We start from the raw sequence: 17,492 nt of genomic DNA, 5'->3' as shown, positions 1-17,492 counted from the left end.
ATGAAATTCGATACTCCCGCGACCACCAATCCCATAGACCGGCTGCAGTACATCGGCCAACCCATCGACCGTGTCGACGGCAAGCTCAAGACCACGGGCACGGCGCCCTATGCCTATGAACGCCATGACGTCGCGGCCGATGCCGCCTATGGCTGGGTCGTCGGCGCGGGCATCGCCAAGGGCCGCATCGCGGCCATGGACCTGAAAGCCGCGCGCGCCGCGCCCGGCGTGCTGCACATCGTCACCGCGCGCAATGCGGGCCAGCTGGGCCAGGCCAGGAACAATACCGCGCCGCTGCTCGGCGGCCCGGTGATAGCGCACTACCACCAGGCGCTGGCGCTGGTCGTCGCCAACACGTTCGAGCAAGCGCGCGCCGCGGCGCAGCTGGTGCGCATCACCTATGCACCTGCCGATGGAAAATACGATCTCGCCGAAGCGCGCGATGGCGCGCCGCGCGCGCCGGGCTCCAAGGACAATCCTGCGCATTCGGTGGTCGGCGACTTCGCCGCTGCCTATGCAAAGGCCGAGGTGACGCTGGACGCCACCTATTCGACGCCCGATCAGTCGCACGCGATGATGGAGCCGCATGCGACGACGGCCGCATGGAGCGGCAAGCAGCTCACGCTGTGGACGTCCAACCAGATGATCGACTGGAGCGCGGGGGACGTGGCCAGGACGCTGGGTATCCCGAAGGCCGATGTGCGGCTGGTGTCGCCTTTCATCGGCGGGGGCTTTGGCGGCAAGCTCTGGGTGCGCGCCGACGCCTTGCTCGCGGCGCTGGGCGCGCGCGCCGTCAAGCGGCCCGTGAAAGTCGCGCTGCAGCGCCCGCTGATCGCCAACAACACCGTGCACCGGCCCGCGACCATACAGCGCATACGCCTGGGCGCGACGCCCGACGGCCGCCTCACGGCGCTCTCGCACGAAAGCTGGTCGGGCAATCTGCCCGGCGGCTCGACCGAGCCGGCCGTGGACCAGACGCGGCTGCTCTATGCCGCGCCCCACCGCGAAAGCGGCGTGCGCCTGGCCGTGCTCGATCTGCCCGAAGGCAATGCCATGCGCGCGCCCGGCGAGGCCAGCGGCATGAGCGCGCTCGAGGTGGCGATGGACGAGCTCGCGCACCGGCTGGCGATGGACCCCATCGAGCTGCGCGTGCGCAACGACACGCAGGTCGACCCCGAGCATCCCGAGCGGCCGTTCTCGCAGCGCCGGCTGATCGAATGCATGCGCACCGGCGCCGAGCGCTTCGGCTGGAGCCGGCGCCAGGCGCAGCCGGGCCAGGTGCGCGATGGCCGCTGGCTCGTGGGCATGGGCATGGCCGCGGCGTTTCGCAACAACCTGGTGATGACTTCGGGCGCGCGCGTGCGCCTGGACAGCCGCGGCGTCGTCACGGTGGAAACCGACATGACGGACATAGGCACGGGCTCGTACACCATCATTGCCCAGACCGCGGCCGAAGTCATGGGCGTGCCGCTGGAGAAAGTGTTTGTGCGCCTGGGCGACTCGGCGTTTCCCGCATCGGCCGGCTCGGGCGGCCAATGGGGCGCGAACAGCGCGACTTCGGGCGTTTACGCGGCCTGCATGAAGCTGCGCGCTGAAGTCGAAAGAAAGCTGGGTTGGAGCGCCGGCGAGGCGCAGTTCGCCAATGGACAGGTCAGCGCGGGCGGGCGCTGCGCGCCGCTGGCCCAGGCCGCGGGCGAAGACGGCCTCGAAGTCGAGGACAAGATCGAATTCGGCGATCTCGCCAGCAAGCAACAGCAGTCGACGTTCGGCGCGCATTTCGTCGAAGTCGGCGTCGATGCGGACACCGGCGAGATCCGCGTGCGGCGCATGCTGGCCGTGTGCGCCGCGGGCCGCATCCTCAACCCCAAGACCGCGCGCAGCCAGGTGATGGGCGCGATGACCATGGCCGTGGGCGCGGCGCTGATGGAGGAGCTTGCCATCGACAAGCGCCATGGTTTCTTCGTCAACCACGACCTCGCGGGCTACGAGGTGCCGGTGCATGCCGACATCGCGCACCAGGAAGTGATCTTCCTCGACGAGACCGACCCCATGTCCTCGCCGATGAAGGCCAAGGGCGTGGGCGAGCTGGGCATCTGCGGCGCCGCCGCAGCCGTGGCCAACGCCATCTTCAACGCCACCGGCATACGCGTGCGCGACTACCCGATCACGCTGGACAAACTGCTGAAGGGCCTGCCTGCCGTGGCTTGATGCTGGTTGCCGGTTGCTGCGGGTGGAGAAGCGGCGCGGGCCGCTGGCTGTACGCGGGCACGCGGCTTCGCTATCCTCTGGGGTACTACATCCCCAAGCCCCGCTTTTTCTCCATGCCCCGGAAAATTCCCCCCTTGAATCCGTTGCGCGCCTTTGAAGTGTCGGCGCGGCTCATGAGTTTCACCAAAGCGGCCGAAGAGCTGTTCGTCACGCCGTCGGCGGTCAGCCATCAGGTGAAGTCCCTCGAAGCCAATCTGGGCATCGCGCTGTTCATCCGGGACTCCAAGACGCTCACGCTCACGCCCGCGGGCAAGGCCTATCTGCCGGGCGTGCAGGAGGCGTTTCGCCAGCTGGCCGTGGCCACCTACCAGTTGCACCGCGAGCAAAGCTCGCCGGCGCTCAAGATCAATCTGCCGCCGACCTTTGCGGTCAAATGGCTGATACCGCGCATGCGCGGCCTGGCCCAGGCCATTCCCGGGCTGGACCTGAAGATCTCCACCTCCAAGCACATGGTGGATTTCACCCGGGACGACGTCGACATGGAAGTGCGCTACGGGCGCGGCGTGTATGCCGGCCTGCAGGCCGAGCTGTGCCTGCCGGTCGATGTATTTGCCGTGTGCAGCCCGGCGCTGCAGCAGGGCGCGCATCCCATTCAAACGCTCAGCGACCTGCGCCACCATGTGCTGCTGCACGATGACAGCACCTATGACGATGTGAGCAACCCCAACTGGGCCGCCTGGCTGGCGCACATGGGCATGCATGACATAGACACCAGCCGCGGGCCTGCGTTCTGGCCCAGCCATCTGGTCATCGATGCGGCCATCGACGGCCAGGGCGTGGCGCTGGTCAAGAAGAACTGGGTCCGGCAGGACCTGGCGGCGGGCCGGCTGCTGCGGCTGTTTCCCGAGTTGAGCCTGCCGGTGGAGTACGCCTACTACCTGGTCTACCCGCAGGAGCGCGCCGACGATGCGCGCATCCAGTCCTTTGTGCAGTGGATGCGCGCGGAGCTCGCGGCCAGCGCATGAGGCGCGGGCCTAGGCCCAGCCCGCAATGCGGTAGATGCGCGCCGCATTGCCGGCCCACAGCGCCTGCTGCTCGGCCGGGGTCAGGGGGGCAATGGCCTGGGCAAAGGCGGACACGATGGCGCCGTAGCTGGTGACCAGGCTGTCCACGGGGAAGTTACTGGCGAACATGCAGCGCTCGGCGCCAAAAATGGCAATCGCTTCCTGGATCAGCGGCACATTGTCCCGCGCCGTCCATGGCCGGCCCAACTGGCCCAGGCCCGATATCTTCAAGGCCGTGTTGGGGGCGTCGGCCAGGCGTGCCAGGGCGCGCCGCCAGCCGGCCAGGCCCGCCGCGCTGCGCTCCGAAGGCAGGCCCGTGTGGTTGAGCACCAGCGTGGTGGCCGGAAAGTCGCGCGCCAGATCCAGTGCCTGCTCCAGATGCCACCAGGGCGCCTGCAGGTCGAACGACAGGCCGAACTGCGCCAGCAGCGCATAGCCGTCGCGCCAGCGCGTGTCGTCCATGGAGCCTGGCTCCCCACGGCGCGCCTCCTGCGCCGTCAGGGACACCACGGGCTTGTGGCGAATGCCGCGCACCATGGGGAAAGCGGCCTGCGCCGCGAGCACATGCCGCGCCTGTGCATGGCCCAGATCCGCATGCGCCACCACCACCGACGGCCGCTGGTAGCGCTGCGCCAGCGTCGTGAGCCAGCGGGTCTCGTCCACGGGCGCGGCCCGGCTCCATTCGGCCTCGATGTGCACGCTGGCCGCGGGGGCGCAGGCACCTGTGTCGCGCGCGAAATCGCCCGGCAGGTAGTTGCGCTTGAGCGCTTCGTAGCTGCCGTAGCGGAAGTGGGCCACGGGCGCGTCCTGCAGCCAGGGGTGCGGGTTGTGCGTCAGATCCCAGAAGTGGTGGTGCGCGTCGATGAAGGGCGGCGGCGCGGCGGTAGCGTGGTCCATGGAAAGCGGCATTCAGTCAATAAAAGCGCAGATCAAGCCGGCTCCAGCGCCTTGCCGGCCGTGCCAAACGCACCGGCGCTTTGCAGCTGCGCAATGCGCTGCGCGGACAGGCCCAGCTCGGCAAACACTTCCTGGGTATGCGCGCCCAGCAGCGGTGCGGCCCGGCGGATCTGCTGGGGCGTGCCCCGCATTTTGACGGGAAAGCCCAGCATCTTGATCCTGCCTTCGACCGGGTGCTCGACTTCCACCACCATCTCGCGCGCCACCGACTGCTCGCAGGCCAGGGCTTCCTCGAAGTTCTGGATGGGCGCGGCCGGCACGCCGGCGGCCACCAGCAGCTCCACCCATTCGTCTGCGGGACGGCGCGCGAACTCGGCTTCTAGCAGTGCGATCAGCGGCGCCCGGTTCTGCAGCCGCTCGACATTGCCGGCAAAGCGCGGGTCCTCGAGCAGATCGGTGCGCTCCACGACTTCACACAGGGCGCTCCACAGCTTGGGGTTGGCCGCGCCAATCACGAAGTAGCGGTCGGCCGCGCGCATGGCCTGGTAGGGCGCGCTCATGCGGTTGGCGCTGCCCAGCGGCGTGGGCACGCGGCCCGTGCCCCAGAACTCGGCCGTCTCCCAGATGGACAGGCCCAGCGCCGTCTCGAACAGCGAGGCATCGATGTACTGGCCCGCGCCGCTGTGCTCGCGGCCGATGACGGCGCTCAGGATGGCATAGGCCGCAAACAGGGCCGCACCCAGGTCGGCAAACGGCACGCTGGATTTCATGGGCGGGCCATCGGGCTCGCCCATGACGCTCATGGGGCCGCTGCTGGCCTGGGCGATCAGGTCCAGGCCGGGGCGGCGCGACCAGGGGCCGGTCTGGCCAAAGCCGGAAATGCTGGCATACACCAGGCGCGGATTGATGGCCTGCAAGGTGGCGTAGTCTATCTTCAGCCGCGCGGCCACGCCGGGCCGGTTGTTCTCGACCAGTACATCGGCGTTGCGCACCAGCTCGTAGAACGCTTGCAGGCCCTGGGCGTTCTTCAGGTCGATCTCCACGCTGCGCTTGTTGCGGTTGAGGGCGAGAAAGCCGCCGCTGTCGTCGCCCTTGAGCTTGAAGCCCATGGCGCGGCGGGTCTGGTCGCCCACGCCCGGCGTTTCCACCTTGATGACGTCGGCGCCCATGTCGCCGAGCAACATGCAGCAATAAGGGCCGGCCATGATCTGGCTGACGTCGAGAACCCGGATGCGCGAAAGAGGAAGTGTCATGGCAATGCCTGGAAAGAGGAAGGGGTGGGGGCGTGCATTCAGCGGCCGACGAACTGGGCACGCTGCTTGGCTAAAAAGGCCTGGTAGCCGATGCGGAAGTCCTCGGTTTCAAAGCAGTCGTAGGCTTCCTCCTGCTCGGCTTCGGTCAGCGGTTGGGGCTGCGCCAGGCGCTGCACGAAACGCTTGTGCCAGCGCGCCACCAGCGGTGCGCCCAGCGCAATGCGGCGTGCGGCGGCCTGGCCTTCCTCGCGCACCGCGGCGTCCGCCACCACCCGGTTGACCAGTCCCTTTTGCAGCGCTTCGGCCGCGCCGAACACCCGTCCCTCGAGCACGATTTCCAGCGCCACCGCGCGCCCGGCCAAGGTCACCAGGCCCGACAGCTCGCCATAGGACATCACCAGCCCCAGGCGGTTGATGGGCGCACCAAAGCGGCTGGACTCGCCGCAGATGCGCATGTCGCAGACCGAGGCCAGCTCCAGGCCGCCGCCGACGCAGGCGCCCTGGATGACGGCCAGCGTCGGGTGGCGGCTGTGCGCCATGGCCTGCATGGCCCGGTGCGTGACCCGGCCGTAGGCCAGCGCCTGGGTCTTGTTCAGGCGGGTCCGGGGAAATTCCTCGATGTCCGCACCCGCGGAAAAGGCGCGCTCTCCCGCGCCGGTCACCACGATGCAGCGCACCGTGTCGTCCGCGTCCAGCTGCTGCATCAGGTCGCCCAGGCGCTGCCACATGCCCAGGTTCATGGCGTTCATCTTGTCGGGGCTGTTGAGCGTGAGCGTGACGATGTGCTGATCGTCGCGGGCCAAAAGAATCGAGTCGTCCATGGTGTCGAAAGCCTTCATAAAACCGGTCGCATATCGCCGTTGCGGCCCAGTTTAGGCAGGCACTTTCGCGGCCTCAAGCGAGAAAAACTGTGCCTTGGCACGAGAAAAACTCGGCCGCGCCTGCATGAGAAAAACTCGCCCTCAGCCGGAGTAATTTCACGTTGTTGCCCCGGCAGGCGCTTCCTACACTAGCGACCGTTCAGCATGCCTTTGTCCTGCGGGCTTTCCTCAGGCAGACAAGGCGACCACAACGACTACAGGAGACACGCAATGCAACGACGCCACCTTTTGGCCGCAGGGCTGACGGCCTTGCCCTTTCTGGGCCATGCCAATACCGCCCGCTCCCTGCTGCCCAGGACATCCATTCGCATCCTGGTGGGCTTTCCGCCCGGCGGCGGCACCGACGTGGTGACACGCGTGATTGCCCAGCAGCTGGGCCAGCGCTGGGACCGCGCCGTGGTGGTGGAAAACAAGGCGGGCGCAGCGGGCGTGATCGCCGCGGAATATGTGGCCAAGCAGCCTGCGGACGGCGCCACGCTGCTGATGACCAACTTCAGCAACCATGCGGTCGCTCCCAGCCTGCACCCGCGCCTCGGTTACGTGGTGGAGCGCGACTTCAGCCCCATCGTGCTGGTGGGCATCGTTCCCAGCCTGCTGATCTGCCGCCGGGAACAGGAAGCGCAGACGCTGGCGGCCATTGTCCAGCGCTGCCAGGCCCAGCCCGGGGCCGTGAGCTTCGGCTCGGCCGGTCCGGGCTCCATCCAGCACCTGGCGCTGGAAATGTTCCAGATGCGCGCGGGCGTCAGCGCCCTGCACACGCCTTACCGCGGGTCCGCGCCCATGCTGGCCGACCTGCTTGGCGGCCAGATCGACTACAGCTTTGAAACCATGGCCTCGGCCACGCCCCATGTGGCCAGCGGCAAGGTGGTGGCGATTGCCCAGACGCGGCTGCAGCGGGCCAAGGCCCAGCCGCAGATTCCCACGCTCGCCGAAGTGGGTTTTCCCGGTTTCGATGCGAGCACCTGGTACGGCCTGGCCGGCCCGGGCGGCATGGCCGAGCCGCTGGTGCAGGCCATCAACCAGGACGTCAACGACGTGCTCAAGCTCCCCGTGGTCGCCGAGAAGCTCATGGCCTTTGGCGCGGAGGATGGCGGCGGGAGTTCCGCGCGGTTCACCGCCTTCATCGCCAGCGAAAAGGCCAAGTGGGCCCATGTCATTCGCGAAGCAAAGGTGGTGATCTGATGAACGCCATGGACTTCTCGATCGCCCAGACGCTGCCTGTCGATGCCGCCGCCGCAGCCCTGGTGGGCCGCGCCTGGCGCCCGGCAGCGCCCGATGGCACAGTGCCCGCCGGCCCCTGCGTGGTCGCGGTGCGCGGTGATCGCCTTTGCGATCTGAGCGCGCACACGCCCACGATGTCCGCGCTGCTCGAGCACGGCGATCGCCTGTGGCTGGCGCGCGAAGCCCCGGGCCCCGACCTCGGGCCGCTGGCCGAATGGCTGCACAGCAGCCTTGCGCATGGCGGCGACCCGCAGCAGCGCCATCTTCTGGCGCCCTGCGACCTGCAGGTGGTCAAGGCGGCAGGCGTGACTTTTGCCGCCAGCATGCTGGAGCGGGTGATAGAGGAGCAGGCGCGCGGCGAAGCCGACAAGGCCCATGCCATACGCAGTTCCATGACGGCCATCGTGGGCAACGATCTCGCGCGCATCGCGCCGGGCTCGGCCCAGGCCATGGAGCTCAAGCGCCTGCTGTCTGCCCAGGGCCTGTGGTCGCAGTACCTCGAAGTGGGGATTGGCCCCGACGCCGAAGTCTTCACCAAGGCGGCGCCGCTGTCCTCGATGGGGCATGGCGCGAGCGTGGGCCTGCACCCGGCATCCGAATGGAACAACCCCGAGCCCGAGATCGTGCTGGCCGTGAATGCCCAGGCGCAGATCGTGGGCGCGGCACTGGGCAATGACGTCAACCTGCGCGACTTCGAAGGCCGCAGCGCGCTGCTGCTGGGCAAGGCCAAGGACAACAACGCCTCGTGCGCCATCGGCCCCTTCGTTCGCCTGCTGGACGCGCACTTCACGCTCGCGGACATCGGCACGGCGGAAGTGGCGATGACCGTGGCAGGCCTCGACGGCTTCGCGCTTCATGGCCACAGCTCCATGCGCCACATCAGCCGCTCCCCGACCGAACTGGTGGGCCACGCCATGGGGGCGCACCACCAGTATCCCGATGGCATGTTCCTGTTTTGCGGAACGATGTTCGCTCCCACGGAAGACCGCGACGCGCCGGGCTCGGGCTTCACGCACCACCTGGGCGATGTGGTCACCATCCTGAGTCCCCGCCTGGGCGGGCTGATCAACCGCGTGGGGCGCAGCGATCAATTGCCGCCCTGGCAATTCGGCATAGGCGCACTGATGCGCAACCTGGCCGCGCGGGGCCTGCTGTAGACGCGGGCCGGGCTTCACTTTCATACGCATATATGACATTGCCTCACATTGGTTTTATCGGCATCGGCCTGATGGGCGAAGCGATGACGCTGCGCCTGCGCGCCCAGGGCTACGGGGTCACGGTCTGGAACCGCGAGCCCCGCCGGCTGGACGCCGTCATTGCCGCCGGCGCGACCCGCGCCGCAACGCCCGTGGAAGTCGCGCAGCACAGCGACATCGTGCTGCTGTGCGTGCTCGACGACGCGGCCGTGGAACACTGCACGCGGGGGCCCGAAGGCCTGGCCACGCGGCCCGCGTGCCGCGCCCGGCTGGTCATCGACTTCTCGACGATCTCGCCCGAAACCACGCGCACGCTGGCCGAATTCGTGTCTGCCCAGGCCGGCATGCAATGGCTGGATGCGCCGGTGTCGGGCGGCCCCGAAGCCGCGCGCAGCGGCCAGCTGACCATCATGGTGGGCGGGCGCGCGCAGGACTTCGCGCAGGCGCGCACGGTGCTGGACGCGCTGGGCAGCCAGGTCACGCACATGGGCCCCAGCGGCGCCGGGCAGACCGCCAAGATCATCAACCAGGCGATTGTCGGCGCGGGCTTCGTGCTGATGAGCGAAGCGGCGCTGCTGGCCGAAGCTGCGGGCATGGATGCCGCGCAGCTGCCCGCCTGCCTGCAAGGCGGCTTTGCCGACAGCACGCTGCTGCAAAAAGTCTACCCCCGCATCCATGCCCGGGCGTTCGAGCCGCCCATAGGCTATGCGCGCCAGCTGTCCAAGGACATGCAGGCCGTGGCCGCGTTTGCGCAGGCCTTGCAGTGCGAGCTGCCGCTGGTGAACGCCGCGGCCCGGCGCTTTGCGCAGTATGTGGACGCGGGCGCGGCCATGGCCGATTCGGCTTCCCTCATCCGGCTGTATGAAAGCGAGGCCGCCGCGCGCCAGGCGGCAGGGGAGGGGGCCGCGCCATGAGCTCCGTCATTACCTGCATTGAAGACCTGCGCGTGCTGGCGCAAAAGCGCGTGCCCAAGATGTTCTATGACTACGTCGACGTGGGCTCGTGGACGGAAAGCACCTACCGCGCCAACGCCGCGGATTTCCAGTCGCTGCTGCTGCGCCAGCGCGTGGCGCGCGACCTGTCGCAGCGCAGCCTGCGCTCGGCCATGGCGGGGCAGGACGTGGCCATGCCCGTGGCCATTGCACCCACGGGCCTCACCGGCATGCAGCGCGCCGACGGTGAGATCCTGGCCGCCCGCGCCGCCAAGGCCTTCGGCGTGCCGTTCACCCTGTCCACGGTCAGCATCTGCTCCATCGAGGACGTGGCCGAAGGCACGCAAGGCCATCCGTTCTGGTTTCAGCTGTATGTGATGCGCGACCGCAAGTTCGTCCAGCGGCTGATAGACCGGGCCAAGGCCGCGCAGTGCTCGGCGCTGGTGGTGACGCTGGATCTGCAGATCAGCGGCCAGCGCCACAAGGATCTGAAGAACGGCCTGTCCGCGCCGCCCAGGCTGAGCCTTCTGAACCTGCTGAACATGGCCGGCAAGCCCCGCTGGTGCCTGGGCATGCTGGGCACCCGGCGCCGCACTTTCGGCAACATCATCGGCCATGTGGAAGGCGTCGACGACATGGCGTCGCTGGCCGACTGGAGCTCCAAACAATACGACCCCGCGCTGAGCTGGGAGGACATCGCCTGGATACGCCGCCAATGGCCTGGAAAGCTGATTCTCAAAGGCATCCAGGACGTGGAGGACGCCCACCTGGCCGTGGCCAGCGGCGCCGATGCGCTCATTGTCTCCAACCACGGCGGGCGCCAGCTGGACGGGGCGCCGTCGTCCATACGGGCCCTGCCGGCGATTGCCCAGGCCGTGGGCCGGCAGATCGAAGTGCACATGGATGGCGGCGTGCGCTCGGGCCAGGACGTGCTCAAGGCCGTCGCCCTGGGCGCCAAGGGCGTCTACATCGGCCGCGCCATGCTGTATGGCCTGGGCGCCATGGGCGAGACAGGCGTGACCCGTGCGCTGGAAATCATCCACAAGGAGCTGGACCTGACCATGGCCTTTTGCGGCAAGACCGATATCCGCGAGGTGGATGCATCCATCTTGCTTCCCACATAAGAAAACCACAGACCCTTCAGGAGACAAAAAATGATTCATGCACCCACCAAGAAAACCGGTCCCGCACGCCGCCGCTGCCTGGCCCTGAGCGCCGCCCTGCTGGCCATGAACGCCGCCACGGTCCTGGCACAGACCGCGCCCTATCCACAACGCTCCATCGAACTGGTCGTGCCCTACCAGGCCGGCGGCGGTGCCGACGTGATGGCCCGCGCCTTTGCCAACGCCGCGGCCAAGCACCTGCCCCAGAGCATCATCGTCGTCAACAAGCCCGGCGCTGCGGGCGTTGTCGGCTGGCAGGAGGTGATCCGTGCACGGCCGGACGGCTACAAGGTGGCGCTGACCACCGTGGAAGTGACCTTCCTGCACCACCTGGGCCTGGCCAAGTTCGACCAGCAGGCGCTGCGCCCCATCGCCAAGCTCAACGCCGATCCGGCCGTGCTGGTCGTGCGCGAGGATGCGCCCCATTCGACCGTCGAGGAGTTCCTGGCCCATGCCCGCAAGCCCGAGGCCAATGTGCGCATCGGCAATGCCGGCCAGGGCTCGATGTGGCACATGGCCTCCGCGGCACTGGCCGAAAAGGGCAAGGCGCAGTTCAACTACATCCCCTATCCCGGTGGCTCGCCCGCGCTGCTGGCGCTGCTTGGCGGGCATATCGATGCCGTCATCGCCAGCGCGCCGGAAGTGATTCCCAATGTGCTTGCCGGCAAGCTCAAGGCGCTGGGCGTCATGTCCGAGAAGCGCATCAAGGGGCTGGAGAACACGCCCACGCTGCGTGAACGCAATATGGACCTGGTGCTGGGCACCTGGCGCGGGCTTGCCGTGCCCAGGGACACGCCGGATGCGGTGGTCAACGTGCTCAAGGTCGCGGCCGAGAAATCCATGCAGGAACCCGCGCTGCGCGAAGTGATGGAAAAGCAGTACTTCACCACCGACACCTACGAAAACGCCGCGGCCTTTGCCGCCAGCATGGACCAGGAAAGCGCAGCGCTCAAGAGCATTGCCTCCCGGATCAGCAACAAGAACTGAACATGCTTCAATCGATCAATGCCCGCACGGGCCTGGCCCATGGCGCCGCCTGGGCCGAATCCACATCACGGGACATTGACCTGGCAGCGCTGCAGGCGCGCCAGGTGGCCCGTGATTTCGCCGCTTCCACGACCGGGCTGCGGGCCACGCTTTTGCGCGGCATAGGCCAGCGGCTGCTGTTCGCGCGCGAGGCCCTTGTCGCCCTGGCCGACCGCGAGACCGGGCTGGGCCTGCCGCGGCTCAACGGCGAGCTGGACCGCACGGTGTACCAGCTCGAGCAGTTCGCACTGGCGCTGGACCAGGGCGCAGTGCACTTGCTGCTGGACGAGCCGGCCGTGGCCGGCGCTGCGCCGCTGGGGCGCCCGCGCATGACGCGCATACGCGTGCCGCTGGGGCCGGTCGCGGTGTTTGCGGCCAGCAATTTCCCGTTCGCGTTTTCCGTCGCCGGCGGCGACACCGCTTCGGCCCTGGCCGCGGGCTGCCCGGTGATCGTCAAGGCCCACCCCGCGCATCCGGCCTTGTCGCTGGCGCTGGCCGAGCAGGTCCAGGCGGCCGTCGCCCAATGCGGTCTGCCGGCCGCGGTGTTTCAACTGGTGCAGGGCGCGGGCATCGCCGTGGGAGTGACGCTGGTCCAGGCGCCGGCGATTGCCGCCGTGGCGTTCACGGGCTCGCTCAAGGCCGGGCGCGCGCTGGCCGATCTCGCCGCGGCCCGGCCGCGGCCCATTCCTTTCTTTGGCGAGCTGGGCTCGGTCAATCCCCTGATCGTTCTGCCTGCGGCCCTCGCATCGGGCGCGGCGCAGCGGGCTGCGGCCCTGGCGCAATCCATCACGCTGGGCGCGGGGCAGTTTTGCACCAGCCCCGGCGTCATCCTGGTGCCCCAGGGGGAGCCGGGCGACGGCTTTGTGCGCGAACTGGCCGGGCAGCTGTCGCAGATGCAGCCCCATGGCATGCTGACGGCCGGCATACGTCAGAGCTTCGAGTCCGGCGTGCAGGCCTGGTGCCATGTCCGCGGCGCTCAGGTGCTTGCGGGCCAGGCCGGTGGCTCTGCCGCCACGCCTTGCGCCACGCTGGTGCAGGTATCGGCCGCGGATTACCTGGCCCAGCCGGCCTTGCAGCACGAAGTGTTCGGGCCTGCGGCGCTGGTGGTGCGCACCGCTGCCCTGCAGGAGATGGAGGATGTGCTGGGCGCGATTGGTGGAACATTGACCGTCACCCTCTGGGGCATCGATGGCGATGCAGCGCAAGTCACGGACGAGATCCAGGCGCTGGTGCGCAGGGCGACCGACGTGGCGGGCCGCGTGCTGTTTGCCGGCGTGCCCACGGGCGTGGCGGTGACGGCGGCGCAGCAGCACGGCGGGCCTTACCCTGCATCCACCGCGCCCGGCACCACCTCGGTAGGGCTGGCCGCGATGGACCGCTTTCTGCGCCCGGTGGCGCTGCAGGATGCGCCCGATGGGCTGATCCAGCGCCTGGCCTGCGGCTAGGACAGAGCGCCCCCACGCCCGGGACCGCCGCGGCCTGTTACCCAATGCTGCCAAATGCGGACGAAATGAGGACGCAGCGTTGGCCGCCCCCCGCTATAGTCGAAAAACAAGTGGGAGCAGGGCGCAGGCCCTGTGCATTGGAGGGCCCTATGAATGAAATCGAACTGAAGTTCCAGGTGCCGGTGGCGCAGCGCAAGGCCGTGCACCGCGCGCTGGCCACGGCCAAGGCCAGGACACTGCGGCTGCAGGCGCAGTACTTCGACACGCCCGACCAGCGGCTGGCGAAAGCCCATGTCTCTTTGCGCCTGCGCCAGGAGGGCGATGACTGGGTGCAGACGCTCAAGTGCCCGGGCGAGAACCGCTGGACGCGGCTGGAGCACGAAGTGCCGCGCAAATCCGAAGACGGTGAACCGGTATTGGATGTCGCGCTGCATGCGGGCACTGCCGCGGGCGCGCAACTCGCCGCGGCGCTGGGCGACCAGGCCGCGAGCCTGCAGGTCTATTACGCCACCGACGTGCAGCGCACCTTGCGCATGATCCGCAGCGCGGGCGTGCAGGCCGAAGTCGCGCTCGACGTCGGCGAGATTCGCGCCGGCAGCGACACCCGGGCGCTGCATGAAATCGAGTTCGAACTCAAGACAGGTGCCGTGGACGCGCTGGTTGCGCTTGCGACCCGCTGGGTCGAGCGCCATGGCCTGTGGGTCGATGTGATCAGCAAGGCCGAGCGCGGCCAGCAGCTCGCGCAGCGCGCACCGGCCGTCGCACCGCTGCACGCGCAGGCCGTGGTGCTCAAGGAGCCTTACCTGCCCGACGCCGCGCTGCGGCAGATGGTCGGTGCCTGCCTGGCCCATCTGCTGCCGAATGCGGCCGAAGTCGCGGGCGGCGCCGCCGAGCCCGAGCATGTGCACCAGACCCGCGTGGCGCTGCGCCGCCTGCGCACGGCGCTGCGCATCTATGGCGACTGGTCGCCCGGAGTCGATGCCCACTGGGAGCCCGCGCTGGCCACGCTGTTCGGGCAACTGGGCGGCGTGCGTGACCGCGATGCGCTCGAAGCCGAGCTGCTGCCCGCGTTGCGCGCCGCGGGCGCACCGCTGGCCGAACTGCCGGCCGAAGCCGCGGACACCGCCATCGACGAGGTTCTGCGCGCCCCCGCGACGACCTGCCTGTGGCTGGCGCTGATCGCGTTTGCCAACGGCGCACCGCAGCCTGTCCCCCCGTCGCCGCCCGCCGCCGAGTTGCGCGCGCTGGCCGCGGTCAGGCTCGATCAGCTGCAGCGCCAGTTGGCCAAGGATGCAAAAGCCTATGCGGATTTCGCGGACGAACAGCGCCACCGCGCGCGCCGGCGCCTCAAGCGCCTGCGCTACGCGATCGAGTTCGCGGCCTCGCTGTTTCGCGAGAAGAAGGTGCAGGCCTATCTGCAGCGCCTCAAGCCCGCCCAGGATGCGCTGGGCCAGTACAACGACCTCGTGGTCGCCGAGCAGGCGTTCGGCCAGCTGCTGCCCGCGCAGCCTGAGGCCTGGTTTGCGCTCGGCTGGCTTGCGGCGCGGCGCACGGAATTGCTCGATGCATCGCAGCGCCGATTGCGCAAATGGGCCAAGGCCCCGGGCTTTTGGTAAGCGCATTCACGGCATTTGCAAAAAAAGCCGGTTTTTTGCCTGAGGGCCTGAAAACTGCGGCTAGAATACGAAGCTTAGCGGCTGTAGCTCAGCTGGATAGAGTACTTGGCTACGAACCAAGGGGTCGTGGGTTCGATTCCTGCCAGCCGCACCAAACGTGAAACCTCAGAGTAGCAATACTCTGAGGTTTTTTCGTTTTTATTCCCGCTCGCGATACCTTGTCGCGCGCTCCTATGCCGCAGCCACGGCCGGCAGCACCAGCGTAAACGTGCTGCCCACACCCTCGGTACTTGTCACTTCAATCTGCCCGCCATGGCGCGTGACCACGGTGTGCACGAACGCCAGGCCCAGGCCCACGCCGTTGGTCTGGGCGTTGTTCTGGTTCTGCAAACGGTCGAAAGCCTGGAACAGCCGGCCCTGCTGGTCGGCCGGAATTCCCTGGCCATGGTCGCGCACCGACAGCGCCCAGTCGTTGCCGCGCGCGACCAGCGTGCATTCGATGACCGCGCCGCCCGTGGTCGGCTGGGCCGGGCGGCCATATTTGATTGCATTGCCGATCAGGTTGACGATGGCGCGGCGCAGCAGCGAAGCGTCGCCCTGCAGCAGCGCTGCTTGTTCGGGCGGCGTGAACGACAGCTGCATGCCTTGCGCCTGGGCCTGGGCCCAGCAGTCGTCCATGGCCTGCTCGAGCACCCAGGCCAGATCCACGCTTTCCTGGCGCAGCGGCTGGTTGCGCGCACGCGCGAGGTGCACGAAGTCGTCGGCCAGCGTCAGCGACGCCTGGGCATAGCGCTCTATGCGCTGCAGCAGTTCTGGGCTGGCCGGGCCTGCATGGGTGTCCCGCATGTCGAGCAGCGTGATGATGGCGCCTATAGGCGCGCGGATGTCGTGCGAGATGAAGTGCATTGCCTGGTCGCGCTGGGCCAGGGCCTGGCGCATGGCGCTGAGGTCGACCAGGGTGATGATCCAGCCGCTGGTCGCGCCCGTGGCCAGCGGCTTGCGCAGCAGCATCAGGCTGCGGCCCTGGCGGTCTTGGCCTTCGAGGTGCAGCGGTGCGTCGGCGCTGCGCAGGCTTTCGGGTGTGAGCAGCGCGGCGCCGCTGTCGCGGTCGCGCAGGCCTTGCAGCAGCGTGGGCAGCGCCACGCCGGTGATTGCCGCTTGCCCTGCGCTGGCCGCGTATTGCTGGGCCAGCGTATTGGCCAGCAGCACCCGGCCCTGGTCGTCGCAGACAAACGTCGCCGAAGGCAGCTGCAGCAGGCTTTCGCTGACGAAATGGTGCAGGCGGCGCAGTTCGCGCGATGCATGCTCGACAGCGCTGATGCGGCGTTCGAGAAAGTCGCCGCCCGTCTTGGCCGCGGGCTGCATCATGGGCAGGCCTTTTTGCAGGTCCTGGATTTCGAGGCCCAGGAAGTGGGCCGCGGCGTTCAGGCGCCGCCAGCTCCACAGCGGGTAGATCAGCGCCAGCGCCGTCAGCGCGGCCGCGGGCGCGAACTGCACGCCGAAGGCCAGTGGCGCGAGCGCCGCGGCCAGCAGCGTCAGGCCCAGCAGGCCCGCGCAGACCGCGAGCGCCGAAGACGGGCCGAGCACCGCCAGGCCGACCAGGGCCAGCAGCACCGGAGTCGCGTTGAACGCCCGGTTGGCCCAGGGCGTGGCGGGCTGCAGATGGCGGTGCTGCAGCGTGCCGTTGAGCACATGGGCGAGCATGTCCACGTTGGGCAACTGGCGCAGCCCCGTGCCCGAAGGCGGCGAAAAGCCCGGGCCCAGGCCGGTGGCGGTCGCGCCGATCAGCACGTACTTGTCGCGAAACGCCGCGGCCGGAATCGCGCCGCGCAGCACGTCGATATAGGCGTAGCGCGTGAACGCCGGCTGGGGCCTGGCGTAGCGGATGATCTCGCGCTGCTGGCGCTGCCAGCTGGTGTCGGCGTCGGTGCCTGAAGCGGCTTGGGCGGCGGGCGCCTGGGGCGCGCAGGGCGGCGTTGCGGGTTCGACCATGCAGTGCATGGCCAGCGCCAGATGCGGCCAGGGCCGGGCCGGCGGGCCCTGGTGCGCGTAGTAGCTGCGCGCCACGCCATCGCCGTCGACCTGCACGTGCACATGGCCCAGCGCCCTGGCGCCTTGCACCAATGCGTCCATCGGCAGATCGGCGGCGTTGCGGGCACCGGGGGTGCTGCGCACCACGGGCAGCACCACGCGGGCGCTGCGCGCGATGGCCCGCGCCAGCATCAGGTCGTCGCCGGGGTAGTCGAGGTCCTCTTCATTGAACAGGATGTCCATGCCTATCGCCAGCGGCGGCTGCTGCGAGAGCTGCTGCAGCAGCTGCGCGTGCAGCGCGCGCCGCCAGGGCCAGCGGCCGATCGCGGCAAGGCTTGCGTCGTCGATGGCAATGATGACGATGTCCGGCGACGCGTCGGGCTGGTTCAGGCCCGTGGCGATGTCCTGCACGGCGGCGTTGAAGCGCACGAAGTGCCCGGGTCCGCTGAACCACAGCACCAGCGCAAAGATCGCCGTGGCCAGCGCTGCCCATTCGAGGCGCTGCCAGTGAAAGCGGCGGCGGGCAGGGGCGGGCGGCAAGGCGGACAGGCTCAAGACG

Annotated in this window: 13 protein-coding genes and 1 tRNA gene; 10 read left to right on the top strand and 4 right to left on the bottom strand. The window is 68.7% G+C overall.

Annotated elements, in window-relative coordinates; all coding sequences use genetic code 11:
- Positions 1-2,208, top strand: a complete 2,208-nt coding sequence (paoC, locus tag GVL12_RS00540; RefSeq protein WP_159910690.1) for an aldehyde oxidoreductase molybdenum-binding subunit PaoC — start codon at positions 1-3, stop codon at positions 2,206-2,208.
- Entirely contained in the window at positions 2,208-3,233 is a 1,026-nt protein-coding gene (gene gcvA / locus GVL12_RS00535; RefSeq protein WP_306770567.1) for a transcriptional regulator GcvA, read from the top strand. Before paoC ends, gcvA begins: the two co-directional genes overlap by 1 nt.
- 9 nt (positions 3,234-3,242) lie before the next feature.
- Here gcvA and GVL12_RS00530 read toward each other — a convergent pair whose 3' ends face one another.
- The 3 genes from GVL12_RS00530 to GVL12_RS00520 are packed head-to-tail and all read right to left on the bottom strand — an operon-like array spanning position 3,243 to position 6,243.
- Positions 3,243-4,169 (bottom strand): amidohydrolase, encoded by a 927-nt coding sequence (locus tag GVL12_RS00530; RefSeq protein WP_159910688.1) that lies wholly within the window; start codon positions 4,167-4,169, stop codon positions 3,243-3,245.
- A gap of 32 nt (positions 4,170-4,201) precedes the next feature.
- A complete protein-coding gene (locus tag GVL12_RS00525; protein WP_159910687.1) occupies positions 4,202-5,422 on the bottom strand; it encodes a CaiB/BaiF CoA-transferase family protein in 1,221 nt (406 codons plus the stop codon).
- Positions 5,423-5,460: 38 nt separating this feature from the next.
- Positions 5,461-6,243 (bottom strand): enoyl-CoA hydratase/isomerase family protein, encoded by a 783-nt coding sequence (locus tag GVL12_RS00520; RefSeq protein ID WP_159910686.1) that lies wholly within the window; start codon positions 6,241-6,243, stop codon positions 5,461-5,463.
- A gap of 270 nt (positions 6,244-6,513) precedes the next feature.
- Here GVL12_RS00520 and GVL12_RS00515 point away from each other — a divergent pair, with 270 nt between their 5' ends.
- The 8 genes from GVL12_RS00515 (at position 6,514) to GVL12_RS00480 (ending at position 15,056) form a co-directional block, all read left to right on the top strand.
- Entirely contained in the window at positions 6,514-7,485 is a 972-nt protein-coding gene (locus GVL12_RS00515) for a tripartite tricarboxylate transporter substrate binding protein (protein ID WP_159910685.1), read from the top strand.
- Positions 7,485-8,681, top strand: coding sequence for a fumarylacetoacetate hydrolase family protein (locus tag GVL12_RS00510; protein ID WP_159910684.1), 1,197 nt, complete (start codon positions 7,485-7,487; stop codon positions 8,679-8,681). Before GVL12_RS00515 ends, GVL12_RS00510 begins: the two co-directional genes overlap by 1 nt.
- A gap of 32 nt (positions 8,682-8,713) precedes the next feature.
- On the top strand, positions 8,714-9,634 hold the full coding sequence (locus GVL12_RS00505; protein WP_159910683.1) for an NAD(P)-dependent oxidoreductase: 921 nt from the start codon (positions 8,714-8,716) through the stop codon (positions 9,632-9,634).
- Positions 9,631-10,776, top strand: a complete 1,146-nt coding sequence (locus tag GVL12_RS00500; protein WP_159910682.1) for an alpha-hydroxy acid oxidase — start codon at positions 9,631-9,633, stop codon at positions 10,774-10,776. Before GVL12_RS00505 ends, GVL12_RS00500 begins: the two co-directional genes overlap by 4 nt.
- 30 nt (positions 10,777-10,806) lie before the next feature.
- Complete coding sequence (locus GVL12_RS00495; RefSeq protein WP_159910681.1) at positions 10,807-11,802, top strand: tripartite tricarboxylate transporter substrate binding protein; 996 nt, start codon at positions 10,807-10,809, stop codon at positions 11,800-11,802.
- Between the two features lie 2 nt (positions 11,803-11,804).
- On the top strand, positions 11,805-13,286 hold the full coding sequence (locus tag GVL12_RS00490; RefSeq protein ID WP_159910680.1) for an aldehyde dehydrogenase (NADP(+)): 1,482 nt from the start codon (positions 11,805-11,807) through the stop codon (positions 13,284-13,286).
- A 149-nt stretch (positions 13,287-13,435) separates the two neighbouring features.
- On the top strand, positions 13,436-14,902 hold the full coding sequence (locus GVL12_RS00485; RefSeq protein WP_159910679.1) for a CYTH and CHAD domain-containing protein: 1,467 nt from the start codon (positions 13,436-13,438) through the stop codon (positions 14,900-14,902).
- A gap of 77 nt (positions 14,903-14,979) precedes the next feature.
- Positions 14,980-15,056: transfer RNA gene (locus GVL12_RS00480), tRNA-Arg, on the top strand.
- Between the two features lie 77 nt (positions 15,057-15,133).
- Here the strand turns inward: GVL12_RS00480 and GVL12_RS00475 are convergent.
- Positions 15,134-17,488, bottom strand: coding sequence for a CHASE2 domain-containing protein (locus GVL12_RS00475; protein ID WP_200843391.1), 2,355 nt, complete (start codon positions 17,486-17,488; stop codon positions 15,134-15,136).
- Positions 17,489-17,492: the final 4 nt, after the last annotated feature.

The sequence above is a fragment of the Pantoea sp. 18069 genome (genome assembly GCF_902706035.1).
GTDB lineage: Bacteria > Pseudomonadota > Gammaproteobacteria > Burkholderiales > Burkholderiaceae_C > Comamonas.
The sequence above is the reverse complement of the archived record's forward strand: the minus strand, read 5'-3'. Positions and strand labels throughout refer to the sequence as shown.

What these genes read in the sequence shown, in the direction of transcription:
- paoC (WP_159910690.1), top strand. Translation starts at nt 1, where the DNA reads ATGAAATTCGATACTCCCGCGACCACCAATCCCATAGACCGGCTGCAG.
- gcvA (WP_306770567.1), top strand. Translation starts at nt 2,208, where the DNA reads ATGCTGGTTGCCGGTTGCTGCGGGTGGAGAAGCGGCGCGGGCCGCTGG.
- GVL12_RS00530 (WP_159910688.1), bottom strand. Translation starts at nt 4,169, where the DNA reads ATGGACCACGCTACCGCCGCGCCGCCGCCCTTCATCGACGCGCACCAC.
- GVL12_RS00525 (WP_159910687.1), bottom strand. Translation starts at nt 5,422, where the DNA reads ATGACACTTCCTCTTTCGCGCATCCGGGTTCTCGACGTCAGCCAGATC.
- GVL12_RS00520 (WP_159910686.1), bottom strand. Translation starts at nt 6,243, where the DNA reads ATGGACGACTCGATTCTTTTGGCCCGCGACGATCAGCACATCGTCACG.
- GVL12_RS00515 (WP_159910685.1), top strand. Translation starts at nt 6,514, where the DNA reads ATGCAACGACGCCACCTTTTGGCCGCAGGGCTGACGGCCTTGCCCTTT.
- GVL12_RS00510 (WP_159910684.1), top strand. Translation starts at nt 7,485, where the DNA reads ATGAACGCCATGGACTTCTCGATCGCCCAGACGCTGCCTGTCGATGCC.
- GVL12_RS00505 (WP_159910683.1), top strand. Translation starts at nt 8,714, where the DNA reads ATGACATTGCCTCACATTGGTTTTATCGGCATCGGCCTGATGGGCGAA.
- GVL12_RS00500 (WP_159910682.1), top strand. Translation starts at nt 9,631, where the DNA reads ATGAGCTCCGTCATTACCTGCATTGAAGACCTGCGCGTGCTGGCGCAA.
- GVL12_RS00495 (WP_159910681.1), top strand. Translation starts at nt 10,807, where the DNA reads ATGATTCATGCACCCACCAAGAAAACCGGTCCCGCACGCCGCCGCTGC.
- GVL12_RS00490 (WP_159910680.1), top strand. Translation starts at nt 11,805, where the DNA reads ATGCTTCAATCGATCAATGCCCGCACGGGCCTGGCCCATGGCGCCGCC.
- GVL12_RS00485 (WP_159910679.1), top strand. Translation starts at nt 13,436, where the DNA reads ATGAATGAAATCGAACTGAAGTTCCAGGTGCCGGTGGCGCAGCGCAAG.